This window comes from Desulfosarcina variabilis str. Montpellier (assembly GCF_048565275.1).
Lineage (GTDB): Bacteria > Desulfobacterota > Desulfobacteria > Desulfobacterales > Desulfosarcinaceae > Desulfosarcina > Desulfosarcina variabilis.
Genome location: NZ_CP159846.1, coordinates 9488458 through 9512177 on the forward strand (window position 1 = coordinate 9488458; position 23720 = coordinate 9512177).

Consider the following 23720-nt stretch of genomic DNA (forward strand, 5'->3'; position numbering starts at 1 on the left):
CTTTATTGCTCGGTAATCACTGAATAGACCCGGTAACAGCGCATGCAGCGCTCGGCTTCGTGGTAGGCCTCCTCCACTGAAATGGGTTTTTCCACTTCCTCGAACATGCGTTTTCTCACCTCGGGATCCAGTTCACGGACCTTGACCCGGTATTCGTGGCGAATGGGAATGGAGACGCCCTTGGAAATCATAGGCTGGATGGCCTGCACCAGCCGGCTCATGCGATCCTCGCGAGAAAAGCGAACCCGGCCGAGGGTCAGGTAGTCATCGATACAGCGGGCTGCCTGGTGCCCCTGGGCCATGGCCTGGACCAGGGTGGCCGGCCCGGTCACGCAATCGCCGCCGGCAAAGATGCCTTTGCGACTGCTCATCAGGGTATCGGGATTGACCTCGATCAGCCCTTGACGGGTAAAACGGACACCGTCCTCGGCGCCGACAAAGCTGTGATCCACCTGCTGCCCGATGGCCGGCACAACACAGTCGGCGTCAAGTGAGAATTCCGATCCGTCCACCGGCGTCACGCTGCAACGGCCGTCAGCCCCCTTCTCGCCCAGTTCCATGCGTGTGACGGTCAGACCGGTCACGCGGCCGTCCTGGCTGAGGACGCGCACGGGGTGGGTCAGGAAGTGGAAAATCACGCCCTCTTTTTCAGCAGCCTCCACCTCCTCGTGATCGGCAGGCATCTCAGCCCGCGAGCGCCGGTAGAGTAAATGGACCTCCTTGACGCCCATGCGCAGGGCCGAGCGGGCGCAGTCCATGGCCACGTTGCCGCCGCCGACCACGATCATTTTCTCTCCCAGGTTCAGGTCCAGACCCTGGTTGACGTAGTCGTGGTTGATGTTCAGCAGCATGTTGACGCCGAAGCGATACCCTGCCAGGGTGGGGTCCTCGCCGGCGATGCCCATGGTCTTGCCCCGGTGGGCGCCGACGCCCAGGAACACCGCCTGGTATCCTTCGGCAAAAAGGTCACTGATTGAAAGATTACGCCCCAGTGCGCATTCATAAAGAATTTGTCCGCCCAGGGTCTCGATAATACTGATCTCCCGGCCCAGCACATCCTTGGGCAGGCGATAGTTGGGAATGCCGGTGGCGGCCATGCCGCCGGGCACGGTTTTGGCCTCGAACACATCCACTGGGTAGCCTTTGAGCAGCAGATGATAGGCTGCAGAAATGCCGGCCGGCCCGGTGCCGACGACGGCCACCTTCAAATCGGCGGATTTGACTTCCGCCACCGGGTAACTGTCGAACCAGGCATTGGTGATGTAACGCTCCCGGTCGGCCACGAAGCGTTTGAGAACTTTGATGCCGACCGCCTCATCTACCTGGGTGCGGCGGCAGGCCATTTCGCAGAAACGGACACAGACCCGGCCACAGGTGGCGGCCATGGGGTATTTCTGGAGGATCACCCCTAGAGAGTGAGTGAATTTGCCATCCTTGATATAGTCGATGTAGCGCGGCACGTCGACACGGGACGGACAGGCCTCGATACACGGCGCCGACACATAGGTTGTGCACGGTTGAGCCACGGTTTTCTCGCCATTGTTGATTTCGGCGAGCAGTTCATCACCCAGATGCCGGATCATTTCCAAAAGGGCCACGGTGGCGGTCTGTCCCAGCCCGCACAGGCTGGTGCTGCGAATGTGCTCGGCAATGGTGGTGATCTCATCCAGAACGCCCGGATCCCGGTTGCCATTTGTGAGCTCACCCAGTTTGGCGGCGATAATCTGCGTGCCGACCCGGCAGGGAGTGCATTTGCCGCACGACTCGCGGGCCACACGCTGCATGTACTGGCGGGCGGCATCCAGCAGACAGACCCCCTTTTCGAAAATAAAAAAACCGTGGCCACCAAAAAAGGCCTTGATAGGGTTGCCGGGATTGAACTCGTCGAACGCCTGGAAGGCAGGGTGTTCGTCGATTTCGAAGACATTGCGATTGCGGTTGTCGATAACAGTGCCATCCCAGACGCCAAAAATCACTTTTGCCATAGAGGTGTCCTCGCTTTCAGTTTCAGTGCCCGTCCAGAAATGGCCAATTTGCCCGATTTCTGGACAGCCACTATTTATGCGTTCGCGCCGGAACGCGGGTTTCCGGCAACATCGCCGGGAGTCCGACAGGCCCTGGGCCATTGACCGGCCCCCCGGGCGCGAGCATGCGGAGAATCCCCCCACCGGTCGCATCCCAGCCTGCGGCCCATCTTTAAAATCCGCGCTTCCAATGCCTTTTGAAATGCGGGATCGGTTTCATCCGCGCCCGGCTTGCCGTCATAAAGGGTGTAACGCTTTCGGATGTCGATGGGGGTGGTCTGGGGCATGATCACATTGGCCCCAAAGGAGAGTCCCATTTCGCGGCCTAACGGCGCCAGGGCCTGCAGGGCCGTGGTCGCGGCGATATTGACATCCTTTAACACCAGGCGCACCACAGCAATGGTGAGCAGTGCCAGACGCAAGCGCTCGGTCGGGTCGGGGGCACCGGCTGCGGCCAGGGGTGCGGCGTGGTGGGGGATGTATGGCCCCATACCGATCATGTCCACATCCTGTTCCTTGAAAAAAAGAACATCCGCAGCCAGATCGGCCGGGGCTTGAGCAGGGGCACCGATCATCATTCCGGTGCCTACCTGGTATCCGATGGACCGCAGGTCATCCAGACAGCGTCGCCGGCCCGTATAGGTTTGATCCGCCGGATGCCACCGTTTAAACAGCTCGGGCGATGAGGTTTCGATGCGCAGCAGGTAACGATGGGCTCCGGCATCGAAAAACCGCTCATAAGTCTCCCGCGACTGCTCCCCGACACAAAGGGTAATCCCCAGGCCATCCGGCAGTACTTCCGAGCGGGTGGCCGCTTTGATGGCCCGCACAGCATCGATTACAAACTGAACGAATGCCGGGTCTTGCCGCTCGCCGGATTGAAGTACCACCGAACCGAATCCCTGGTCGGCACACCAGCGGGCCTGGTCAAGAATTTGCGACTGGGTAAGCTGGTAACGGGCTACTTTGCTGTTGCTGCGGCGAATGCCACAGTAGTAGCAGTCGCACCTGCAGATGTTTGAAAACTCGATGATGCCACGAAAATAAACCGCCCGGCCGCAGTAGGCCAGGGTCGTGTCATAGGCCTTGCGCCGCAGGGTGTTGATGGCCCCGCGGGAGGTGAGGCGCAGCAGGGTTTCAAGCTCTGCAATGGTGAGCATCGCAGGAGAACTGATATCGGGAAGGTCGATGTTGGGAGGCGTCATGGGGGTAACCTCGGTTTTTACCGATGAATACGATTTTATAGTGTTTAGGATAATGTTTTTGGCAAGGCTAGAGGGAGAGAAGCTGTATAAACAATACCGCGACGACCGATAACGCAGCTCAAAAACATTATCTTGAATGCTATAGGTAAAGATCCCGTTCGCCGGCAGCAATACGCCGGTAATAATCCATAAAAAGATCCATGGATTGGGGTTGTTGCCGGCCGATGGCCTCGATTTCACGTTGGATCACCGGTTCACCGGCGGCGGCGGTTTCCTCGGTGGCAAAATCATCCAGCCACTCTCTGAAGGTCAGCACTGCATTGAGCTTGCAAAAGCGCCCTTCCTTGCCGCTGCGCAAAAGATCCATGATGCGTTTGCCGGTGCGACCACAGCGATAGCCGGCCGTGCAAAAAGAGGTGATGGTGCCGGCCTCGGCCAGTTCGCGAATCACCGTGTCCAGGCTGCGTGTATCACCCAGCACGAACTGCTGGCGGTTGTCCTGATCGTCCAGGGCGCTGCCATCGGCATAGGCACCCACCCCGATGCGACTGGAGGCATCGATCTGGGTGATGCCCAGGGGCATCAGGGCTCGCCGGGTATCTGCCGATTCACGGGCGGTGAGAATCATGCCCGTGTAAGGCACGGCCAGGCGCAGAACGGTGACCGCCCGCCGGAAATCCGCGTCAGCCACACGCAAACGGGTATCCTGGATAAACGGCGTATTTTCCGCCGGCTCCAGTCGCGGGAAGGAAATCGTATGCGGACCGATGCCCACCGCTCGTTCCAGTTCATGGGCGTGGGACAGCAGCCCCAGGGTCTCGAAACGCCAGTCGGCCAGGCCGAAAAGTGCCCCGATGCCGAAATCGTCAACACCGGCTTCAAAGGCCCGGTGCATGCAGTAAAGCCTCCACGGGTAATGGCCCTTGATCGTGTCGGCCGGATGCAGGCGGGCATAAGTGGCGTGGTGATAGGTTTCCTGAAAGACCTGAAACGTGCCGATACCTACCTCATGCAGGCGCTTGAGGTCCTCGATACATAGCGGCGCGGCATTGACGTTGACCCGCCGGATGCAGCCCACTCCTTTTTTAGTGGGCACCTGAACATCATAGATGGTGCGGATGGATTCCACCATGTAGTCGATGTCCGACACCGGATGCTCGCCGTAGACCACGATCAGCCGTTTGTGACCGATTTGGCCGCACAGCACCGCCACTTCCCGGCGGATCTCGTCCATGGAAAGGGTCAGACGCCGGATGGCCTTGTTCTCCCGGCGAAAACCGCAATAGCGGCAGTTGTTGACGCAGTAGTTGCTTAAGTAAAGCGGGGCAAAGGTCACAATACGGTTGTCGTATACCCGGCGCTTGATCTCACCGGCCGCCGCCTCCATTTCGGCCACCAGATCCGGGTCGTCCACATGGATCAGGGCCGCAGCCTCGTCCAGGGTCAGGGTTTCAATGGACAGGGATTTGGCGATGATCTCACGAATGTATACCGGATCCGGATGGTAATTGGCGGCAAGGGCCTTGGTAATGGCGCCCTCATCGATAAAGTCCCGGTCACCTTGCATGAAGCGCTGGATCTCGTCTGACCTAATTTTACGCTGTTGCCACGATTCGGTTCTCACAGGTTGACTGAGCATGGGCATCTTCTCCACAGATTGGGTGAACAGTTTGCCAGGCATCGGGGAAGGGTTCGAGGACTCGATTGAGCACCCCGTGCAGGGCGGAAATACATACGCCGTAATTGGTGATGGGCACACCGGCCGCCGCGGCCCGCTGCATCCGGGCCAGCATTTCCCGGCGGGTGAGCATGCAGGCCCCGCAGTGAATGATCAGCCGGTAGTCGGCCAAATGATCCGGATAATCGCGCCCACTGTAGGTATCGATCTGAAGCTGTCGGCCGGTGGTGGCTTTCAGCCAGCGGGGAATTTTGATGCGACCGATGTCATCCTCCAACGGATGGTGGCTGCAGGCTTCGGCCACCAGTATGCGGTCGCCATCTTTCAGTTCATCGATAGCGGCCACGGCCGCTGCCAATTGCGGCAGATCCCCTTTCAAGCGGGCAAAAAGAATGGAAAACGTCGTGCAGGGTACCCAGGGCGGCGTATCGTTGACCATGCGCATCACCACCTGGCTGTCACAGACCACCAGGTCCGGCGGCCGGCTCAGGCGGTTCAACATCGACCGGTACTGGCGCTCGTTGACCACCAGGGTGGCGGCCTCGTGATCCAGGGCATCGCGGATGGTCTGCACCTGGGGAAGAATCAGCCGTCCCTTGGGCGCTTCCAGGTCGATGGGAACGATCAACACCGCCAGGCCGCCGACAGGTAAAAGATCGCCGATAATGGCCGGCTTGGGCATGGCACTCTCGGGCAAGGCCTGGAGCAGAAGCGCCTTGAATGCGCTCACGTAGCGATCGCGCTCCCATAGGGCTAAGCTTGAAACGCTGCACACAAAGGGAGAGGCTTTCTCTACCATCTGCATAAACCCGTTGTCCGGTGGATTAACGTCAATCTTGTTGACCACTATCAGGCAGGGGCATTTTGACGCTCGGGTAGCATCGAGGATGGTGGTTTCATATTCGGTCCAGCATCCGGCTTCCACGAGCAGAACAAACACCTCGGCGCGGTCGAAAATCTTCCGCGTACGCTTGAGGCGCGAGGCACCCAGCGCGGTGTCATCGTCCATACCACCGGTGTCCAGAAACATCACCGGCCCGATGGGCAGAAGCTCCATGGCTTTTTCCACCACATCGGTGGTGGTGCCGGGCATTGGGGACGTCACGGCCACATCCTGGCCGGCGATCATATTAAGAAAACTGGATTTACCCACATTGGTGCGGCCGAACAGACCGATCTGCAGACGCATGGACTTGGGCGTGGAATTCATCATTGGCCTCCGAGTTGGCAGTACTACTGTAAAGTGAGACGTTAGCTTGGAAAAAATCGGTTCGCTTGCCTGTTTTTGACAAGAGCAAGGGTAGTGCCAGGCGGAATCGATGATGCATTGCAGCGCTAATTAGTTTTAAAATCAATACATTAAAAAAAGACTACAATCTGGTCGGTGTTCGTATACCAGCACTTGGCGCTGTCACTTTTTTTTTCATGCTGTAAAGCGAGGGATGGAAAGAATGATGTCAGCAGCTACAATGAAGCTATGTTGATGTATAGATTGGTGCGCCGGCCTTAAGGATCTCCCGTCCCAATTGTTCCGTTTTGCTTCCAGCACCGGCATGAGGAATGAAAAAGCTTCGGCCCAGTTGTGCAACCAATTGGTTGCGCTGTTGGGCGGTCGCTTATGATTTTTCCTTCGTTTTCCCCTATCGTTGATTCGCCGTTTTCAGCTATTGATACCTTCAAACGATATTTGGTCCATCGACCGAAGCCGGCCTGTTCCAAGAGACCAGCTTGAACCAGCCCCTGCAGATCCTGGCCGGCTGTCATCATATCCACACGATGCAGACGTCGGTAATCCTGGTTATCGATATCATGGTTCTGTTTGAGATAGACCAGCGCCAGGCGTTGATGGTCATTCAATGGTAAATGGGAAAACTGATTGACTCATTTTTTTTGGTACCGATATGCATCTTCAATTCAGTTGACCGATAGCCAGCCCGGCTAAAATGGAGATCAGTATCCAAAAAAGGGTTTTTACCGTATCCTGCCAAAATTGGCGGTAGGATCGGGGTTGGATTTCCGAAAAACGGCCGCGCCCCTCGATGGATTCAGCCGATTCGGGACGGAAAATCAGAAAAATAAGGGATCTCCATTGGTTTCTCATAACCACCTCCGTAAACTGAAGATTGCCAGTGAGATGAATTTAAATCGGTGAGCGTATGCAATCCAATCGTAAGATCGGATGGGGGCCATCACAAAAGCGGATTGACAGCCGCTGGGCAGCGATTTAGTATCGCACGAACCCTAATCGTGACGACTTATTATGGAACTGTATCACCTGAAGACCTTCATTACGGTGGCCGAGGAGGGACACCTCACCCGGGCGGCCCAGCGGCTGAATACGAGCCAGCCGGCGGTCAGTGCCCACATCAAGGGCCTGGAGGCGGAGTTGGGGCTGATGCTCTTCGTCCGCACGCCCAAGGGCATGCGTCTCACACGGGAAGGCGAGGAATTGAGGGATCAGGCGGTACGAGCGCTGTCCATGATCGACACGATTCGCGACCGTGCCGGTGCGCTCAAGGACGAGGTGAATGGCTTTGAAACCGGTCAAGGTGACCATGGCCGACCACGAGCCGGTAGTGGCCACGCTGGTCACCGCCGGCGTTGGGCTGGCGGTCATGATCGAGGACGAGGCCCTGGTCTACCGCGAGGCCGGTCAGGTTGCCGTGTGGGACGAGATCGTCGGTACGGTGGATCTGAATTTTATCTATGATCGCAGGCGGGCGAAAGAGGCGATCATTGGTGCGGCCGTCGATGCCGTTAAGACCGTCTGGGCGGACTGAAAGCTGTAGGCAGGCCCCCTATTTTAGATAAGCAATCAACAATCAGCCATGACGGTTTGCACACTCCCGGCAGGGATCGCGCCTTCGTTGCCTTTGTTTTTATCTGTAATAATTGAAATTTTGGACGAACGCGTTGTGAATATCTGTAATTTCATCTGACTGAAAATTCAGATATACATCCGACCAATTATTCCGAGCCATTTATTGCACACTTTCCAAGCTTCGGACATAGAATCTCAACAGCCTCGCCCTTGTAAAAAATAATGGTATGTTCGTCATCTTCTGAGTCTCCTAAGCGGACTCGTTTTTCCTTGCTCATCTTTTTCATCTCTCGAATAGTATTCTCGAAAAAATCCGATTCATGTCCACAGTCGCACCGATAAGATGATGGGAAAAGTTCTATCGCCATTGTTAGATTTCTCCATAATGTTAACTATCTGCGAGCACTACACTTTTCAGCAGGCGCTGCTTTTTGCGATTCGCTGCAAAAGCCCTGTTGGGCATTTTCGTTTGTTCATGACAATATAGTTTTCTAAGGTACTGGAGCAGACGATATCTCCAAATGTATGTTCTCTTTATCAATCCTTAAATCGTGTCCCATTATAACCGTTCTAATCTTTGGGAATAAATCTGTTTGCCTTTTTTGCAAATTTTCAAAAACGCGAAGCATTGTCATTACATCTTCGGGATCACAATCATTGGGAAGAATTTCTTCTATTAACTGCTCTTGAAACTCTTTTTGTTTTTCTTGAGGCAAAAATGTCATATTCCATGCTGCAATTGCTAAAGATATTATTCCTCGAACCCGAATTTCATTCCCCCAATACAATTTAATATAAGGTTCAGCGATCTTCAAAATCACAGCCGACATTTTTATTTCATTAGGATTATCGATAAAACCAATTTTTTCCGAATTTATCCCTCTTACTTTAAGCATATCCTTTACCTTCATATTTAAATGATGGTATTTTGATAAAGTTAATTTATTTTTTACAATAGATTTAGATACATTTGATTTTTTCTTGCGCGTTTTATTTCCCATTCACCAAACTCTCCTTAGCAAAACTCAACATTGTTACTCACTGCAATACGATGAAGACCGAAAGCCAAAAAGTTTACGGCTTTATAGACAAAAAGTTGAAATCGGTTGAAATCTGCTAACGTTTTAACAAATTTTCCTAATTAATCAAGATATTGTCCTTAAATTCCAAACATGCGTCTATCGAAGAAAAATAGGGGACAATGTTTCATTGTTGCAAACGCCTACTTTTTGTTCTCGGCCTTAAAAAGGTTATTGAGCAGGCAGATAGTTCCACCAGCCTGTCAGGTACTGATTTAGTCCCTTGATGACTTGATCCAGATCTTTCCACATACAATCAGTACCTATCAAAGAATGCACCGGTTAAGCTTGTCTTGACATTTGTCCGGACAATTATTATTTTGCCAGTGAACAAAAAAATATGAGGTGAATCATGTCCCTGGCAACGTTACATCATGATAAGCAAGAAAATCAGCCGACAAGACCATCTTTAAAGGATCTTAGCCCAATTATACAACTGAAGCATGTTTTTGAGGCCTTTCCATTGTCTCGTGAAAAACTGGCTCAATTGATCGGTGTAAGCCCCCGGACATTAGCCAGGTGGGCTAAATCCGGTGCAGGTCCAGAAAAACGGGAACACATTACCCGTTTAGCAAAACTTCATGAGATTCTTGAACTCGGCGTCAAGGTCTATACGGCCGAAGGCTTGCGGGATTTTTTCAAAACTCCCCTGCCGGAATTTGATCATCAGACCGCGTTCGATGTTTTGACGATCGGAAGATTCGACGATGTGCTTGGCGCCTTGGCCGCTGATTACGAGGGACTTGGCAGTTGAATATTGCCGAGCATATCAAACCATGGAAAGGCAATGCCTTTCGGCATCTTCCCGATATGGCGACATCCGATGTCCGTGATTTTCGGTATTGTGCACTTTCAAAAACCAATCGATGGAACTCAAAAGGCGAACCGACACGTTACCTTGCAAAGAGTAAATCCGTTGCCGCAGGAGAATTCTCCCGACATTTCTCGGAAGACAGATCTTCAAAGCTTGCCGCTCAAGTGCACAGGCGACAAATATGGAAAATTTCGGTGGAGTTGAACAAAACGATTGACTTGTGTGATTTGAAAGCTTGTGAAGCGTTGTCTTTAGCCGATCCACCACATTGTTTTTACGATATTCAATTTGCCAGGGCCACTGCATCATTTCTAAGGAACACATTAAAAATAGAAGCCCTATTTGTACCGTCAATGGTCTTCATGGATGATTTGTCAAAATGGAATCTGGTAGTTTTTTTAGAAAATTTGCCGAATGAGACCACAGCATTTTTTCCCAATGCGCATCAAGACGGCTTTCTGGATATTCAATAGCTACCGGCATAACCATTCCTTCCTGATACCTATATGCTTTCAATGCAGTTGACCAATGGCCAGCCCGGCCAAAATGGAACTTAGTCTCCAGAAAAGGGTTTTTACCGTATCCTGCCACGATTGGCGGTAGGATCGGAATTGCGATTCCAAAAAACGGCCGCGCCCATCGGATGCTCTTCGTGCGCACGCCTAAAGGCATGCGCCTCACACGGGAAGGCAAGGAATTGAGGGATCAGGCGGTGCGCGCGCTGTCCGTGATCAATACGATTCGCGACCGTGCCGGTGCACTCAAGGACGAGGCAGGTATCTCTGTTGATGTGGACAGGTTCTAATCCCTCCTTCAGCTAATAACCCCGTGACTGCTTACCTTCTATCAACATTAAACTTATTCAGCTGTCAGTTCGCAATAATTAAAGACATCTTTTTCCTATGCCATATTTGTTTTTTCATAAGCCATGATATTTAAACACCTTGCTAACTAAGGTTCTGATTGTGGCATGGACAGCCTCTTCAATCGCTTCACAATGCTGTAGGTTTCTTCCTAAAACACGGTCTCTAAGCCCATCCGACCATTCCGTACTCTGAAGCATGACCCCGCCCAAACCTAAAGCCAGACCGCTATCATTGTCTTGACCGCTCATGATTTTCCAGGCAAGCGCCCATCCTCTGATCGTATTTTCAACGTGATATCCACCGCCGCCCGTCGCAAGGATGGGTTTATTGAAGCCCAGGAGTTTTTCGATAATTGCAGCGTGGGCATTGTTTGTCAGCTCCAGGTGCGCCAACGCATCACCGGCCAGGGCATCCATCCCCAGCTGGAGCACGAAAACATCAGGGCGATAGGCATTGGCCAAGGGAATAACGATTTCATTAAACGCTTCAAGATAAACCCGATCACCAATACCAAGGGGTAAGGGAATGTTGACATTGAAGCCTTTTCCTAATCCTTCCCCGATTTCATCTTCAACTCCCGTCCAGGGCCATAAGGTTTTTCCACTTTCGTGCAGCGAAACTGTCATGACCTGATTTGTTGAGTAAAATGCCTCTATAACACCGTCACCGTGGTGAGCATCAATATCCAAATACAGTACTTTTTTGCCGCTATCTGAAAAACGCATACACGCCAGCACCAAGTCATTGAGATAGCAGAATCCGGATGCCTTTTCGGCCCGCGCATGGTGAAATCCTCCCGATGGATTGAAGGCGATGTCTGCTTCACCGGATAGTATCAGTTTAGCCCCGCTTAATGTGGCCCCGCAAGCCCAGCGGGCGTAATCAAACATATCTGGGAACACAGGGCAATCGGATGTACCCAAGCCCATGCGACGGCTTTCCTGGGTCAAGTTCCCTTTGGCGGCCTGTTGTAGAACACCCAAATAGCTTTCCGAATGAAACCTTTGCAGCTCCACGATGGTAGCCGGTGCAGGAACCGCTTCTACCGCATGGCCATTGCCCAGTAGCCCCAAAGAAATCAGAAGTTCACGAGTTTTTGCCACTCTCGTCGTGTCAAACAAAGCATCCACCGGGTAACTGTATTTTTCAAATGCAGGTGAGTAAATAAATATGGATTTTTTAGTATTTGTCATAGTCCTCCGTTTGGATCCGCTGGCAAGATCATTGCGGCATGCTAGCCCAACTTAGAAATAAAAATACTAACAGTTATTAAAAATGGACCTTGGCTTAAAGGGACGGTCGGTTCGTTATCGGACGGGCTATTCAGGCAATCTGCAATGTTACTTTTTCCGGCTTCGTCCATCGGTGGGCGGGGGGGAGATCTTTAACGTCCTGATTTTTCGATAAAGCGTACTATCATCGATCCCCAGGTCCTTTGCCGCGAGTCTGCGGTTGTCGCTATGACGGCCCAGCGCCTCCTCGATCATCAACCTTTCCATGGCCTTGAGTGTTCTCGTCTCCGTGAAGTCAACCTTGCTTAGGGTTCTTTCCGCGCAAAAATCTGGCGGCAGGTGGTGCATCTCAATCAGACCGCTGTGACAAAGCGCAAACCCATGCTCGATGATATTTTCCAACTCTCTGACGTTGCCTGGGTAATCATGCGCCATCAATCGCAGCATCACCGCTTGCGATACCCCGGCGATATCCTTGTTCTTGAGCCGGTTGAATTTGCCCACCATGTGATCGACGAGCAATGGAATATCCATGTGCCGTTGCTGAAGGTCGGGCAGTTTTAATTCAACCACCCGAATGCGATAGAATAAATCCTTACGGAATTTTTTTTCGCGTACAAGCGTCTCTAAATCTTGATTGGCGGCGGCCACCACGCGTACATCCACCTCGACAGGGTGAACGGCGCCCAAGGGTTCGATCCGTTTTTCCTGCAGCACCCGCAACAGCCGAACCTGCATTGCCGGCGAGATATCGCCGATTTCATCCAGCAAAATGGTGCCACCTTGGGCCAGGGCGAACCGCCCTGGCTTGTCTTTAATGTATAGTTCGCTTCCAACGCTTTCCGAAGCTGTTCGACCTGGGTCAGATCCTGAACGGTCTCTACCCCACCGACCACCGTGCCATCTTTCTCTTTCAGGGGGGCCGTGGACAGGCGGATGGGAATCTGGTTGCCGGATTGGGTGACAATGCGGGTCATTACGTTTACCATCGGCTTGCCGGTGGCAAGGGTCTGTTTCATCGGGCAGGCCGTTTCACAGATGCTGGTCCGAAAGACCTCACCACAAGGCCGGCCGATCGCATCCATGCTTCGAACCCGGGTAATCTTTTCGGCCGCCCGATTGAAGGAAGTAATTAGCCAGTTCAAGTCGACGGTAAAAACGCCCTCATTGATTGAATTCAGGATGGTATCCTGGTGCCTTTTGACAATCTTTGAAGCCAAAGCCGCACCCTCACGAAAAGAATTGCATTTTACAAGGGTTTACTACTTCTAATAATGCAATTTGCATGGTTCAAATGCAAATAAATAATTTGTTTTTGTAAAATCACCTGATTTTAAAGGGTATCTTGTGCGCCTTGGAATTGGCCGGAATATTGCTGTGTTATTTTATCATGAGAATCGCAATTTCCCATCAGCAGGGCCGCATTTCACCGGTGTTCGATGTGGCTGCGCGCATTTTACTGGTAGATATTCACAACGGCCGGACCGTGCGCCGGAATGAGAGAGCGTTGGTTCAAATGGATTCTCTGGCCCGGGCCAGGCAAGTGTCGCAATTCGGAGTAGAGCTATTAATCTGCGGTGCCATCTCCTGGCCTTTGGAAAATGCGCTCTCATCCATGGGCGTGCAGGTGGCCGCATGCATTTGCGGCCCGGTAAATGAGGTTATCAAGGCATATGTGAATGACAAACTTGGCGACCCGGCATTCATTATGCCCGGATGTTTGGACAGACAACAACGCTTAACAACCAAAAAGGAGGGCTCCGTGAATAAACACAACATCAATTATGATACTCTTGTTCGCATCACCAAGGCAATCTCTACCATCCAAGATCCGGAGGAGATCGTGCTGATCACCGTTGAAGGGGTCACCCACGCGCTCAACGTCAAGGGGTGTGCCCTGTTTCTGTTCAGTGAAAAAAGCGATGAACTCAAGCTGGCCGGTTATTACGGGCTGAGCGATGAATATGTCGACAAGGGGCCGGTGAGTGCCATCCACTCCATCGCCTCGTCGCTTCAGGATAGACAACCGGTGGCTATTTTTGATGTCAGCGATGATCCGCGCATCCAGTACCCTGAGGCGGCTATCAGAGAGGGGATCGCTTCAATTCTTTCCTCTCCCATCATCATCGGAGACCGACTTTTGGGCTGCCTGCGCGTATACACGGCCGAGCCGTGGGAATTTACGCTGAGCGATGTGAATTTCGTTCAGGCCGTTGCCCAGTTGGTCGGCATGGGAATAGAGATGTGCCGGGTCAACCAGGGGTTGCGGGAAAGTATCGATGTCCTGGAAATGATGCAGGATTCGACTGCTGCCCAGCTAACTGTCCTATGACATGAAATAGTTTTAGATAGAAAGCGATAAGGAGGCTATCATGTTTACCTTAAAAACCCTAAACATGGGATCGATCCCTTCGGCGCTTCAAAAAGCAGAGAGGTATCGGCTACTAAACGAACATAGAGAAGCGGAAAGCATCTGCCTGGATATTCTTCAGGCGGAACCCGACAACCAGGAGGCCCTGATCATGTTGCTCCTGGCATATACGGACAAGTTCAAAACGGAGCTCTATCCAGCATTCGACAACGCCTTAAATGTGCTCGAGAAGCTTCGCGACGAGTATAGCAAAACCTACTATCGTGGGGTCATCTACGAACGGCGGGCAAAAGCGCAGCTGAACCGGAGCGGGCCAAGCTCTGACGATATCGCTCACGAATGGTTTACCAAGGCCATGGCCGAATATGAACGTGCCCTGGAAAACGATCCCGATGGAATCCAGGATGCGGCCTTGCGGTGGAACACCTGCGCTCGCATTCTGAACGAAAACCCAAACCTCAAACCGGCCGAAGAAAATCAAGAAGTCGAGCTTATGGACGACTATGAGTAAAAAAGGAGGGCTTAAACCATGAATGAAAAAACAGAGGACTGGGAAATCCGTATTAAGGAGATAGATCTTTTTAAGGATCTAGATTTTAAAGTCATGGAAGAAATAGCGGACACCGCTTGCACAGAAGTAACCTATGACAAAGGGACTGTGGTTTTCAGTGAAGGCGATTCCGCCAATGCCCTTTTTCTTCTTTATGAGGGCGTTGTAGATCTTAAGGTTGGAGGGGAAAAAACGGTCTATAGCCTGACAGAGAAAAGCGATATCTTCGGCTGGTCAAGTCTGGTTGCAGATGCAAACTACACCGCTACCGCAATCGCTAATACGGATATTCAAGCAATAAAAATCGATGCTCGTAAATTGAATCGCGTGTTTAACGCCAATCCGTTGTTTGGGCTTGAAATTTACCGGCGGCTTTCAGCTGTTTTCAACAAAAGACTTGCCAATATTTATGGCCTGCTTTTATCCGTTCCGTCGGTTTTATGACTATTTGGCGCATGAAAAATCCATGAATGGGAATTGGTAAACAGTTCCTGAAAAGCAGGCCCGTGTGCATAGTAGTCCTCAACATTCCTAAATCGGTTGCGAGGTCGACCGATAGTGCATCCGTTACGCGAAACTTCAATAATGAATCAACCTCGGCAACAGCGATAAAAAGTAGAAAAACAGGTGCATTCAGCACCACCCTGGGGCTGGGAAGCAGAGGAACCTGCCAGTCCCATTATTCATTTTAGTCACCCTAATCTTATTATGAGGAGGCATCATGAAAATCGCGATCTCGTCCAAAGGAACCGACTTGGACGCACAGGTTGACCCACAATTCGGGCGGTGCCAATATTTTATCATCGTTGACTCCGCAACTGAGGCATTTGAAGTCGTGGACAACAAAGCCGCTGCGTTGAGTGGCGGTGCCGGGATCCAGGCCGCTCAGACTGTCATCAATGCAGGCGCTAAGGCGGTGGTTACGGGAAGTTTGGGGCCGAACGCAACAAATGCGCTGAAGGCCGCCGGTCTGAAGGTTTACCTCGGTGCTTCGGGGACGGTGCGGGAAGCCCTGAAGCAAAGCGACAGAGGCCAGTTGCAGGATGCTTCCAAGTCCGCGGGGGATGTGCGGGCCGGTCGTGTTGCTGGGGGCTACGCACCGGGCGTTGGCCGAGGGATGGGAGGCGGAATGGGGGCCGGCAGAGGATGGGGCCGTGGTGGCGGCAGGGGACTCGGTCCGGCTGGAGAGTGCGTATGTATAAACTGTGGAGCCAGGGTGCCTCATCAGGCGGGCGTCCCTTGTTTCGAGCATCAATGTCCCCACTGCGGAGGCGGTATGAGAAGATTCTGAGGCCATTCCAACGTAAGCCTCACCGACACAACCCCGCGGCAGACTTGCAGATGTCCAGTGACATTCACAACGCAATGGGTATTGAACCCAGGAGCGCCTCTGAACCAGATTGTACTAATGAAATCCTTCCGCGAGGGGTCTGGAGGCGGAGAATTTGTCGTGGCTTCACCAACAAAAATTCATGAAAAGGCTACTATAAAAAGCAGATGAGTCGACTAATTAAAGGATACATTCATGTTTATACGGGCAACGGCAAAGGGAAGACAACCGCAGCATTGGGTCAGGCGCTGCGAGCAGCAGGCAGTGGACTGAAAACGTTCATAGTTCAGTTCATGAAAGATTTTCCGTATGGCGAAGTAAAAAGTATACAGCAATGGAACGAATGGATCGAATTGGCACAGTATGGAAATGACACCTTTGTCATTGATAAACGGCTACCATGTCAAAGTGATTTTGAAGCCGCAAAGCAGGGGCTGCAGCGAGCTCAAGAAGCCATGTTAAGCGGTAAATACGATATTTTGATCATGGATGAAGTCTGTGTCGCGATCCATTTTGGCTTATTAAATACGGAAACGGTGCATTTATTGTTAGAAAAAAAACCGACCTTTGTGGAAATCATTTTGACAGGGCGATACTGTCCATCGGAACTGATAGAAAAGGCGGACCTGGTTACCGAAATGCAAGAGATCAAGCATTATTACCAGAAAGGCATAGAAGCCAGAAAGGGCATCGAGTCATAGCGCGTACTTATCCACAAATAGCCAATTTGCCCCATCTCTGCATTATGCTAAAAATTTTATCCTTGGAATATCAACAATATGCCTGTGGTAAAATTTTTGGCAATGTCCAAATTTTCTTTGGACTTTTAGAGACCTTTCTTGGCGCTCATGACTCAACCTCGGCCCAGTAGGCGTCGACGTGCGTCTGGATATCTGCCAGCATCTTCTCATCACGTTTCGGTTCAAAGAGGTGCTTGAAGCGTCCCTGAAGTTTCAAGTACGCATCAACCGGCGGGCGCTTCGCGGGCTTCTTGGTATGCGTGATTATGCCGTTTTCATACTCCTTGAGGGGCCAGATGCCGGTGCGCACCGCGAGCTTGCCGACTTTCGCCGTCAATGACGGATCGAAATCCCAGCCCGTAGGGCAGGGCGACAGCGAGATGATCATGCACGGCCCCTCGATGTCGCGCGCCTTCTGGATCTTGCGTGCCAGGTCGAGCGATTCCGCGCCGATGACAGTTGCGACATAGGCCGGCTTGTGCGCAGCCCAGATCGAGAAGAGATCCTTCTTGAAACCAGGATATCCCCCGGGTCCGGTACTGGTCGAAGTCTTCGCTGCGTGCGGTGTGGCATCGGAATACTGCTGCCCGGTGTTGCCGTAGCCTTCGTTGTCGTAGCACAGATAGATGAAGTCCAGCTTACGTTCCATGGCGCTCGAGGTGGCCGAAAGCCCCATGCCGTAGGCTGAACCGTCGCCGGTCAGCACCACCACCTGCAGGTCTTCGTTTTTGTCGATCCTCTTTTGCTCGATCAGGATATCGAGCGCGTCGCGGATACCTTGCGCACCGGCGGGGGCCGATGCCATGGCGGTGTAGAGCCATGAGCCGCGAAACGGCGTAAAAGGGTAGACCGACAACAAGGTCATGCAGCCAGCCGCGTTGACGAAGACGGTGTTCTTGCCGAGCACATCGTAGATCTGGTGGATCGCCTGCAGCCCGCCGCAGCCGGCACACATAGGCGTGCCGGTGCCCAGGAGATGGGTGGAGGGAAGGTCGCGCATGTGTTTGAAAGCGGTCTCTGTCATCGCTCGTTCTCCAGTTCGTGCCTCTCGACGCACGCGATGTCCTGCAGCTTGCGCACCTCGCGCAGTTCGGTCTCTGTATAGAGCAGACGGGGCTCTGGGGCCTTGCCGTCCGCCACGGCCTGTTTTGTCACCTTGGCCATCTCGTAGAACTCCTCGGCGCTGATATCGCGGCCACCGAGTCCGCCGATGAAACTCACGAGGAGCGGCGGTTTGTCGGATTTTCCGAGAATTGCCGAGGCAAGCTCGGTGTGCAGCACACCACCCCGTCCGAAGGAGATGTTCTGGTCAATGACGGCAACACCCTTCTTGCCGACCAGCGCCTGGCGGATTTTCTCCTCGGGAAACGGACGAAAGAGGCGCGGGCGCACGAGCCCGATGGACCAGCCTGCTTCGCGCAACTGGTCAACGGCCTGGCGTGCCTTTGTGGCGAAGGCGCCCATCATGACGAAGACATACTCGGCATCATTGGTTCGGTAGCACTCCATCGCCGGATTGGCACGGCCGGTTGCTTTTTCGAACTCGGAGGCGACCTCGTCGTAGACCTCAAGTGCCTGCAGCGAGGCGAGATGGGTTTCGTAGCGAAAATAGGAGTAGGGACCGCCGCCGAGTACGGCCACGGCATGGCTGACTGGCATACTGGCGCGGAACTGCATGTTCTCGGGATCGTATGGCGGCAGGAATGCTTCCATGGTCTTTCGGTCTGGAATCTCTACAGGTTCGCGTGTAAAGGAGAGATAGAAGCCGTCCTGATTGACGATGACCGGCAGCCGGACGCGCAGGTCCTCACCGAGTCGGTAGGCGATCAGCATACTGTCAAGCACCTCCTGGCAGGTGGAGCAGTGGAGTTGCAGGAAGCCGCAGTCGCGGGCGGCCAGGACATCATTATGATCCGGTTCCAGAGTGATCGGGGCCGACAGCCCACGCGAGACATTGATCAGCACGAAGGGCGCACGCCATCCCGCGACCGTGTAAAGCATCTCCATGCTGTACAAGAGTCCCTGGCTTGAGGTCGCGCTGAAAACACGCACGCCCGTGGCCGCCGCTGCACCTGCCGCCGTGATCATCGAATGTTCGGATTCCAGCGTCACGAGCCGTGCCGGCATTTGATCACTGCCGATCCAGTGCTCCAGCGTTTCGATGATCTCGGTCTGGGGCGTGATCGGGAAGGCCGGGATGTAATCGACGCGCGCGAGCCGCGCGCCCCAGGCCGCCGCGCCATTGCCCGTCAAGAGTTTTCTGCTCATGATGCCTCCTCCGCTGCTGCGATCTTATGTTCCGGGATCGTTTTGATGGCGTGCGACGGACAGACGCTGACACAGGTCAGGCATCCCTTGCAGTGGTCGTAGTCGATCTCGGGTGCCCCTTCTTCGTTGACCGAAATCGCGCCGTCGGGGCAGGAGGCGCTGCAGATCCACCAGCACTTCTTGCAGTGGTTGTAGTCAATGACCGGCCGCATGGTGCGCCACAACCCGGTGCGAACCATGATGCTGGTCAGGCCTGTGTGAATCGACGGCGAGGAGATTCGCGCCACCTCGAACGGCACCTCGATCCATGCGGGGGGTGTGTATTCTTTCGCGGAGGGTAAGGTTCCTTCTTGCACCAGCCCTTTGTGATCGGCCATACGGTCGTAGCCTTCAAATGACATTTCGATGTTGCGGTGAATGACTTTCTGCGTTTTGCCTTCAAGCTCGTCGCGGATCGCCCGCTCGAGTTTCTCCTTAGAGATGACGCCTGTGAGGCAGGCAGCCGCGCCTGCGCACTCGGCCCCGACATAGCGCAGCTCGAGCCGATCCTCGACCGCTTCGGGTGCGGGCAATGTAAAGACGGTGCTGCTGATATTGAGCCGGTGGCGCCATTCATCGGCGGTTTGGGGGGTGCTGATCAGCAACACTGTTCTATCGGTCAGTCCGGCCATGACGCCGGCAGCGGGTACCGGGACCAGCGAGTCATCGGCAACAATGACGAGATCGGGATGCAGAATGATGCCGCGCTCGAAAATGGGCCCCCTGTCGGCACGAACATAGGCAAAGATTGGCGCCCCGCGTCGCTCTGCGCCATAACGTGGAGCGTCCTGGACCGCGAAGCCCTCCAGGAAGAAGGCTGCACCCAGCAGGCGGCTGGCGGTTTTCATGCCCTGGCCGCCGCGGCCGTGAAAGCGTATGCGATACATATTCTGTCTTCCTTATTTGATTACAATATAGTGACTTCAATTTTCATACCCTCTTTATGGCAAATCCTCTAAATAATTATGATGGCATGAAAATCATAAAAGATTCAAGTGCCTCAGACGCATAGCCTTTTCGTAATGGATTTAAGGTAGGGGGCACTTTTTTTAATGTTGCGTCATGTAACGTTACTATGCGTTACCATAACGATATTAGCTGTAAGTTTTAAACTTGAAGGCACATCTGTGCATTTGTTTTTAAGCACTTCATCTCCCTTCACATGTTCACAAGCGACTATAAGAATCTTTTTTGCATCCATACCTATTCCCCATCGGATGCATTCTCTGTTTTACCGGTAAGACTTTATACTCGTTAGCTTTTTTGGAATTTCAAGCGACCTTGCCTGGTTCGTTTGCTCCTCTGTACCGGGTGTGACGAAGACTTCGTCAGGGCAAAACAACGCCTTGGCTTTCGATTCATGATAGACGCGTTCGTCACGCCTTTTCCTTTGACACTCACGATTTGATAGGTGGCACATCCTTTGCTGCTTAAATTAGTAAGATAGCCATTTTCGTCGAAGGAGGTGATGCTTTAGCAGAAAATAAATCTCAGGATCACTTTGACGACAGATGCGAAGGGAACGTTTATCCCCCCCGAAACCAACTGCCAGTATTTAATCGACAAAGATGATTATTAAGACTTTGCCCAATTTGTATCCGTCAAATTCAAATTTTTTCAAACGTTAACAAATGATTCCCTTCAGTTTAACCTTATCGACTGCAGTTTAAGACCAGGAGGTGCGCTATGATCGGGAACAAAGCAGGCAACAAGATTAAAAAAAACGCCCTCTATTCCAAGCCAAACGACGATGCTGAAATCCGGCGGCAGCAAGACCGGCGCAAAAAGGCGAGTCCAGGCTTTGCCTATATCAGCATGGTGGGCTGGATTTGCCGCCGGGAAAGAACCCGGCGAAAAGATGAGCCGTTTGTTCTGTCAGTTCATCGCGACTTCTTTGCGGAATAGATCAACCGTTATTCTTATCGAGAAATACTCATATTAACCAAAGGAGGCGTGTAATGAAAAATCTGAAGGCATCCGATGTAATGGTCAGGCCCGTGGTGGCCGCGAAAAAAAATGCACCGGCAAGAGATGTTGTCTTTCAGTTTCTGAATGGATTTTACAGCGGCATGCCGGTCACCGATGATGAAGGTCAAGTCATCGGGATTGTCACCGAACTGGACATCCTGGACGCCGTTTTAGTGGGAAAGGAGTTGGTGAAAATTACCGTCAAGGATGTCATGACGACCAAACCGGTAACGGTAGATGTAGACACGGCCTTGACGGAGGTGGTTAAAACCATGAAGGAAAAAAACATTATCCGGCTGCCGGTTACGGAAGATGGCAAGTTGGTGGGGATCGTCGCCAGATGCGATATTCTTACCAGCTTGATCGAACCAGAATTTGTTACCTACATGTAAAAAACGTGATCGATAAACGGATCGACCAGAGAGCGGTCGACCTTCTTCCTTTGCCGATTGATCGAAAAGCTTTCTCCCCAAATGCTGCCGTTGATTTTCACGCAGTGCGGTACCCGATGAATCGAGGCCGGAATTTACCAACTGCTACGGAAGGCGCCCCTCCCCTATTAATTGTAGAAAAGCAGCTTATTCCTGAAGAATAAAACGAGAGGATGGATTACATTTTCGGAAATCACCAAAAGTGCGATGACGAATGGAAGGATACCGTTGACATTCACAACGCAAAAGGTGGGTTCATGAAAGAAGCCATGCTTTACGACGCCGAGGCCGATGCTACGGTGCATTGCAACCTCTGCAATCATGGATGCCGGATCAGCGAGGGAAAACGTGGAATTTGCAGGGTCAGGGAAAATCGGGAAGGCGTGCTCTATTCCCTCGTTTACAGCAAGATCATCGGCCAAAATCGGACGCCCGAACAGATCGTTGAAAGGGCAAAAGCGGCCGGCTGCAAAACCATCGCCTACACGTATACCGAACCCACCATATTCTACGAATTCGCCTACGATACGGCGGTTCTGGCCCATCGGGAAGGTCTCAAAAACGTCTTTGTGAGCAATGGTTATATGAGCGCCGATGCCGCACGTGAGATTGCCCCGCATCTGGATGCCATCAACATCGACTTGAAGGCGTTTACGAAAAAATTCTACAAGGAAATCTGCGGTGCCCGCCTCGCGCCGGTGCTGGAAACCATTCAGCGCATGAAAACCCTGGCTGTGTGGGTGGAAGTGACAACGCTCATTATCCCCGGCTTGAATGACGGTGAAATGGAACGCCAGGAGATGGCCCGTTTTGTAAAAAGCGTCGGCTGTGAGGTGCCATGGCACGTTACTGCGTTTTACCCTACCTACAAGCTTACAGACCGGCCATCGACGCCTGCGGCCACGCTGCACCGCGCGCGTGAAATCGGTTTAGCGGAAGGGCTTCGTTATGTATACGAAGGCAATGTGCCCGCTGAAGCGGGTGAGAACACTTACTGTTATGGATGTGGGGCCGTAGTCATTGAGCGCTCCGGTTTAAGTTTCATACATAATCGGCTGCAGGATGGAAAATGTTCCCAGTGTGGAAGGCCAATCGATGGGGTGGGGCTGTAAGCACCCAAAACAAACAGCGACCGTGTCGGTGGGTGAAATCGATTCCAGCGATAGGCCTTGAAACGGAAAAAGAATGGCACTTCTGTCTATATTCAAACACGCGCTGATGATCAGCTTTTTCGTTTTTGTCATGATGCTGCTGGTCGATTTTATCGATACGGCCAGCCGCAAACAAATGTCGGATCTCATTAAAGGTGGACAGTGGCGGCAATATTTTCTGGCCTCTTTCCTCGGATCTACCCCCGGTTGCCTGGGAGCTTTCATGAACGTAAGCCTATACGTACACGGCATGATCAGTTTCGGGGCCATTGTCGGTGGAATGATCGCGACTTCCGGCGATGAAGCGTTTGTGATGCTGACACAGTTCCCGGGCGTGGCGCTGGCGCTTTTTGGTTTGTTGTTTGTTGCGGGACTTCTTTGTGCCTGGATCAGCGATAAATTCATAACGCGTATGGGGGTGATTCCTTGTGAATCTTGCCTGGAAGCGCATTGTGAGCACTGCATATCCAGCGGGGACGAGGCTGAGCGGATTGCGGACATTTTTCGGTTAACCAACCTTTTTGAAAATTTTCGCTCGCTTTCGTTTACCCGTTTTCTTCTGCTGGTTCTGATTGCTTCGTTTCTGGTCCTTGTCGCTTTGGGGATTATCGGGCCATCGGTCTGGAACTGGAAGCGGATTACGTTTATCGTTCTTTGCCTGGGTTCACTGTATATCGCCATCATCGTTTCCGAGCACTATCTGCATGACCACATCTGGGATCACATCATTAAACGGCACCTTTTTCAGATCTTCCTGTGGAGTTTCGGCGCCTTGCTCTTTGTGCATATGGGGCTGGCCTATTGGAATCTGAAGGCCTTCATTCATGCGCATATGCTATGGATTTTGGTCATCGGGGCGATCCTTGGGATTGTACCTGAATCCGGACCGCATCTGATTTTTGTAATGATGTATGCTCAGGGCTTGATTCCGTTTTCCGTATTGTTCACCGCTTCCTTTGTCCAGGACGGCCATGGCATGCTGCCCCTGCTTTCCTACAGCATCAAGGATTCTTTACTGATCAAGGCGTTTAATCTTGTTTTTGGGTTGACTATTGGGGGAGGGCTACTTGCTCTGGGATTCTGAAAGATAAGGATCCGAAATGAAGTCATCTGGGCCAACGCTCGATCGCCCCCCAATTCCATCGATCGAAAG

General features: G+C 52.5%; 25 protein-coding genes and 2 pseudogenes. 15 read left to right on the forward strand and 12 right to left on the reverse strand.

All coding sequences use genetic code 11. From position 1 onward, the window contains the following. Positions 1 to 2: 2 nt before the first annotated feature. The 4 genes from Dvar_RS42560 to hydF all read right to left on the reverse strand — a co-directional run bounded on the left by Dvar_RS42560 (position 3) and on the right by hydF (position 6120). Complete coding sequence (locus Dvar_RS42560; protein ID WP_419659541.1) at positions 3 to 1985, reverse strand: FAD-dependent oxidoreductase; 1983 nt, start codon at positions 1983 to 1985, stop codon at positions 3 to 5. Positions 1986 to 2059: 74 nt separating this feature from the next. Next, positions 2060 to 3229, reverse strand: coding sequence for a [FeFe] hydrogenase H-cluster radical SAM maturase HydE (gene hydE / locus Dvar_RS42565; protein ID WP_419659542.1), 1170 nt, complete (start codon positions 3227 to 3229; stop codon positions 2060 to 2062). A 139-nt stretch (positions 3230 to 3368) separates the two neighbouring features. Next, on the reverse strand, positions 3369 to 4868 hold the full coding sequence (gene hydG, locus Dvar_RS42570; RefSeq protein ID WP_419659543.1) for a [FeFe] hydrogenase H-cluster radical SAM maturase HydG: 1500 nt from the start codon (positions 4866 to 4868) through the stop codon (positions 3369 to 3371). Further along, entirely contained in the window at positions 4825 to 6120 is a 1296-nt protein-coding gene (gene hydF / locus Dvar_RS42575; RefSeq protein WP_419659544.1) for a [FeFe] hydrogenase H-cluster maturation GTPase HydF, read from the reverse strand. Before hydF ends, hydG begins: the two co-directional genes overlap by 44 nt. A gap of 515 nt (positions 6121 to 6635) precedes the next feature. Between hydF and Dvar_RS42580 the strand changes: the two genes are divergently transcribed. Further along, positions 6636 to 6770, forward strand: a complete 135-nt coding sequence (locus Dvar_RS42580) for a hypothetical protein (protein WP_419659545.1) — start codon at positions 6636 to 6638, stop codon at positions 6768 to 6770. Positions 6771 to 6816: 46 nt separating this feature from the next. Here the strand turns inward: Dvar_RS42580 and Dvar_RS42585 are convergent, their stop codons facing one another. Continuing rightward, positions 6817 to 7008, reverse strand: a complete 192-nt coding sequence (locus Dvar_RS42585; protein ID WP_419659546.1) for a hypothetical protein — start codon at positions 7006 to 7008, stop codon at positions 6817 to 6819. Between the two features lie 159 nt (positions 7009 to 7167). On the opposite strand from Dvar_RS42585, the pseudogene Dvar_RS42590 reads away from it, so the two are divergent. Both Dvar_RS42590 and Dvar_RS42595 read left to right on the forward strand, forming a co-directional pair. Further along, positions 7168 to 7341 (forward strand): annotated as a pseudogene (locus tag Dvar_RS42590) (LysR family transcriptional regulator); the annotation flags it as partial. 94 nt (positions 7342 to 7435) lie between these two features. Beyond that, positions 7436 to 7687, forward strand: coding sequence for a hypothetical protein (locus tag Dvar_RS42595; protein WP_419664251.1), 252 nt, complete (start codon positions 7436 to 7438; stop codon positions 7685 to 7687). Positions 7688 to 8219: 532 nt separating this feature from the next. Here the strand turns inward: Dvar_RS42595 and Dvar_RS42600 are convergent. Further along, positions 8220 to 8729, reverse strand: a complete 510-nt coding sequence (locus Dvar_RS42600; RefSeq protein ID WP_419659547.1) for a hypothetical protein — start codon at positions 8727 to 8729, stop codon at positions 8220 to 8222. Between the two features lie 430 nt (positions 8730 to 9159). On the opposite strand from Dvar_RS42600, the gene Dvar_RS42605 reads away from it, so the two are divergent. The 3 genes from Dvar_RS42605 to Dvar_RS42615 all read left to right on the forward strand — a co-directional run bounded on the left by Dvar_RS42605 (position 9160) and on the right by Dvar_RS42615 (position 10426). After that, positions 9160 to 9561 (forward strand): antitoxin Xre-like helix-turn-helix domain-containing protein, encoded by a 402-nt coding sequence (locus Dvar_RS42605; RefSeq protein WP_419659548.1) that lies wholly within the window; start codon positions 9160 to 9162, stop codon positions 9559 to 9561. Beyond that, positions 9558 to 10094, forward strand: coding sequence for an RES domain-containing protein (locus Dvar_RS42610; protein WP_419659549.1), 537 nt, complete (start codon positions 9558 to 9560; stop codon positions 10092 to 10094). The genes Dvar_RS42605 and Dvar_RS42610 overlap by 4 nt, the downstream gene beginning before the upstream one ends. A 179-nt stretch (positions 10095 to 10273) precedes the next feature. Then, positions 10274 to 10426: a hypothetical protein gene (locus Dvar_RS42615; RefSeq protein WP_419659550.1), complete on the forward strand. Its 153-nt coding sequence runs from the start codon at positions 10274 to 10276 to the stop codon at positions 10424 to 10426. A gap of 114 nt (positions 10427 to 10540) precedes the next feature. On the opposite strand, the gene Dvar_RS42620 is transcribed toward Dvar_RS42615, so the two are convergent. From Dvar_RS42620 to Dvar_RS42630, 3 genes and pseudogenes are all read right to left on the reverse strand, one after another. Then, the gene (locus tag Dvar_RS42620) at positions 10541 to 11680 is read right to left on the reverse strand and encodes an acetoin utilization protein AcuC (RefSeq protein WP_419659551.1); all 1140 of its coding nucleotides are present in this window, start codon (positions 11678 to 11680) and stop codon (positions 10541 to 10543) included. A 147-nt stretch (positions 11681 to 11827) separates the two neighbouring features. Then, entirely contained in the window at positions 11828 to 12490 is a 663-nt protein-coding gene (locus Dvar_RS42625) for a sigma 54-interacting transcriptional regulator (protein WP_419659552.1), read from the reverse strand. 122 nt (positions 12491 to 12612) lie between these two features. Next, a pseudogene (locus tag Dvar_RS42630) lies at positions 12613 to 12939 on the reverse strand (PAS domain-containing protein); the annotation flags it as partial. Positions 12940 to 13109: 170 nt separating this feature from the next. Here Dvar_RS42630 and Dvar_RS42635 point away from each other — a divergent pair. The 5 genes from Dvar_RS42635 to cobO all read left to right on the forward strand — a co-directional run bounded on the left by Dvar_RS42635 (position 13110) and on the right by cobO (position 16671). Further along, on the forward strand, positions 13110 to 14051 hold the full coding sequence (locus Dvar_RS42635; protein WP_419659553.1) for a GAF domain-containing protein: 942 nt from the start codon (positions 13110 to 13112) through the stop codon (positions 14049 to 14051). A 40-nt stretch (positions 14052 to 14091) separates the two neighbouring features. After that, positions 14092 to 14601 (forward strand): hypothetical protein, encoded by a 510-nt coding sequence (locus Dvar_RS42640; RefSeq protein WP_419659554.1) that lies wholly within the window; start codon positions 14092 to 14094, stop codon positions 14599 to 14601. A gap of 18 nt (positions 14602 to 14619) precedes the next feature. After that, positions 14620 to 15084, forward strand: coding sequence for a cyclic nucleotide-binding domain-containing protein (locus Dvar_RS42645; RefSeq protein ID WP_419659555.1), 465 nt, complete (start codon positions 14620 to 14622; stop codon positions 15082 to 15084). A 277-nt stretch (positions 15085 to 15361) separates the two neighbouring features. After that, positions 15362 to 15931 (forward strand): NifB/NifX family molybdenum-iron cluster-binding protein, encoded by a 570-nt coding sequence (locus Dvar_RS42650; protein WP_419659556.1) that lies wholly within the window; start codon positions 15362 to 15364, stop codon positions 15929 to 15931. A 206-nt stretch (positions 15932 to 16137) separates the two neighbouring features. Beyond that, positions 16138 to 16671 carry a cob(I)yrinic acid a,c-diamide adenosyltransferase gene (cobO, locus tag Dvar_RS42655; RefSeq protein WP_419659557.1) on the forward strand — a complete coding sequence of 178 codons (534 nt, stop codon included), beginning with the start codon at positions 16138 to 16140 and terminating at the stop codon, positions 16669 to 16671. A 145-nt stretch (positions 16672 to 16816) separates the two neighbouring features. Here cobO and Dvar_RS42660 read toward each other — a convergent pair whose 3' ends face one another. The 3 genes from Dvar_RS42660 to Dvar_RS42670 are packed head-to-tail and all read right to left on the reverse strand — an operon-like array spanning position 16817 to position 19904. Next, on the reverse strand, positions 16817 to 17734 hold the full coding sequence (locus tag Dvar_RS42660; protein ID WP_419659558.1) for a thiamine pyrophosphate-dependent enzyme: 918 nt from the start codon (positions 17732 to 17734) through the stop codon (positions 16817 to 16819). Next, on the reverse strand, positions 17731 to 18978 hold the full coding sequence (locus Dvar_RS42665; protein ID WP_419659559.1) for a transketolase C-terminal domain-containing protein: 1248 nt from the start codon (positions 18976 to 18978) through the stop codon (positions 17731 to 17733). Before Dvar_RS42665 ends, Dvar_RS42660 begins: the two co-directional genes overlap by 4 nt. Further along, the gene (locus tag Dvar_RS42670) at positions 18975 to 19904 is read right to left on the reverse strand and encodes a 2-oxoacid:acceptor oxidoreductase family protein (protein WP_419659560.1); all 930 of its coding nucleotides are present in this window, start codon (positions 19902 to 19904) and stop codon (positions 18975 to 18977) included. The genes Dvar_RS42665 and Dvar_RS42670 overlap by 4 nt, the downstream gene beginning before the upstream one ends. A gap of 799 nt (positions 19905 to 20703) precedes the next feature. Between Dvar_RS42670 and Dvar_RS42675 the strand changes: the two genes are divergently transcribed. The 4 genes from Dvar_RS42675 to Dvar_RS42690 all read left to right on the forward strand — a co-directional run bounded on the left by Dvar_RS42675 (position 20704) and on the right by Dvar_RS42690 (position 23651). After that, on the forward strand, positions 20704 to 20922 hold the full coding sequence (locus tag Dvar_RS42675) for a hypothetical protein (RefSeq protein ID WP_419659561.1): 219 nt from the start codon (positions 20704 to 20706) through the stop codon (positions 20920 to 20922). A gap of 53 nt (positions 20923 to 20975) precedes the next feature. Further along, the gene (locus Dvar_RS42680; RefSeq protein ID WP_419659562.1) at positions 20976 to 21377 is read left to right on the forward strand and encodes an HPP family protein; all 402 of its coding nucleotides are present in this window, start codon (positions 20976 to 20978) and stop codon (positions 21375 to 21377) included. Between the two features lie 296 nt (positions 21378 to 21673). Further along, the gene (amrS, locus tag Dvar_RS42685; protein ID WP_419659563.1) at positions 21674 to 22528 is read left to right on the forward strand and encodes an AmmeMemoRadiSam system radical SAM enzyme; all 855 of its coding nucleotides are present in this window, start codon (positions 21674 to 21676) and stop codon (positions 22526 to 22528) included. A 73-nt stretch (positions 22529 to 22601) separates the two neighbouring features. After that, a complete protein-coding gene (locus Dvar_RS42690; protein ID WP_419659564.1) occupies positions 22602 to 23651 on the forward strand; it encodes a putative manganese transporter in 1050 nt (349 codons plus the stop codon). Positions 23652 to 23720: the final 69 nt, after the last annotated feature.

Excerpts from the sequence above, each read along its gene's own strand:
- Dvar_RS42600 (WP_419659547.1), bottom strand. The coding sequence starts at position 8,729 with ATGGGAAATAAAACGCGCAAGAAAAAATCAAATGTATCTAAATCTATT.
- Dvar_RS42560 (WP_419659541.1), bottom strand. The coding sequence starts at position 1,985 with ATGGCAAAAGTGATTTTTGGCGTCTGGGATGGCACTGTTATCGACAAC.
- Dvar_RS42670 (WP_419659560.1), bottom strand. The coding sequence starts at position 19,904 with ATGTATCGCATACGCTTTCACGGCCGCGGCGGCCAGGGCATGAAAACC.
- Dvar_RS42635 (WP_419659553.1), top strand. The coding sequence starts at position 13,110 with ATGAGAATCGCAATTTCCCATCAGCAGGGCCGCATTTCACCGGTGTTC.
- hydF (WP_419659544.1), bottom strand. The coding sequence starts at position 6,120 with ATGATGAATTCCACGCCCAAGTCCATGCGTCTGCAGATCGGTCTGTTC.
- Dvar_RS42675 (WP_419659561.1), top strand. The coding sequence starts at position 20,704 with ATGATCGGGAACAAAGCAGGCAACAAGATTAAAAAAAACGCCCTCTAT.
- hydG (WP_419659543.1), bottom strand. The coding sequence starts at position 4,868 with ATGCTCAGTCAACCTGTGAGAACCGAATCGTGGCAACAGCGTAAAATT.
- Dvar_RS42620 (WP_419659551.1), bottom strand. The coding sequence starts at position 11,680 with ATGACAAATACTAAAAAATCCATATTTATTTACTCACCTGCATTTGAA.
- Dvar_RS42650 (WP_419659556.1), top strand. The coding sequence starts at position 15,362 with ATGAAAATCGCGATCTCGTCCAAAGGAACCGACTTGGACGCACAGGTT.
- Dvar_RS42595 (WP_419664251.1), top strand. The coding sequence starts at position 7,436 with ATGGCTTTGAAACCGGTCAAGGTGACCATGGCCGACCACGAGCCGGTA.
- hydE (WP_419659542.1), bottom strand. The coding sequence starts at position 3,229 with ATGACGCCTCCCAACATCGACCTTCCCGATATCAGTTCTCCTGCGATG.
- Dvar_RS42585 (WP_419659546.1), bottom strand. The coding sequence starts at position 7,008 with ATGAGAAACCAATGGAGATCCCTTATTTTTCTGATTTTCCGTCCCGAA.
- Dvar_RS42690 (WP_419659564.1), top strand. The coding sequence starts at position 22,602 with ATGGCACTTCTGTCTATATTCAAACACGCGCTGATGATCAGCTTTTTC.
- Dvar_RS42640 (WP_419659554.1), top strand. The coding sequence starts at position 14,092 with ATGTTTACCTTAAAAACCCTAAACATGGGATCGATCCCTTCGGCGCTT.
- Dvar_RS42645 (WP_419659555.1), top strand. The coding sequence starts at position 14,620 with ATGAATGAAAAAACAGAGGACTGGGAAATCCGTATTAAGGAGATAGAT.
- amrS (WP_419659563.1), top strand. The coding sequence starts at position 21,674 with ATGAAAGAAGCCATGCTTTACGACGCCGAGGCCGATGCTACGGTGCAT.
- Dvar_RS42680 (WP_419659562.1), top strand. The coding sequence starts at position 20,976 with ATGAAAAATCTGAAGGCATCCGATGTAATGGTCAGGCCCGTGGTGGCC.
- Dvar_RS42665 (WP_419659559.1), bottom strand. The coding sequence starts at position 18,978 with ATGAGCAGAAAACTCTTGACGGGCAATGGCGCGGCGGCCTGGGGCGCG.
- cobO (WP_419659557.1), top strand. The coding sequence starts at position 16,138 with ATGAGTCGACTAATTAAAGGATACATTCATGTTTATACGGGCAACGGC.
- Dvar_RS42605 (WP_419659548.1), top strand. The coding sequence starts at position 9,160 with ATGTCCCTGGCAACGTTACATCATGATAAGCAAGAAAATCAGCCGACA.
- Dvar_RS42660 (WP_419659558.1), bottom strand. The coding sequence starts at position 17,734 with ATGACAGAGACCGCTTTCAAACACATGCGCGACCTTCCCTCCACCCAT.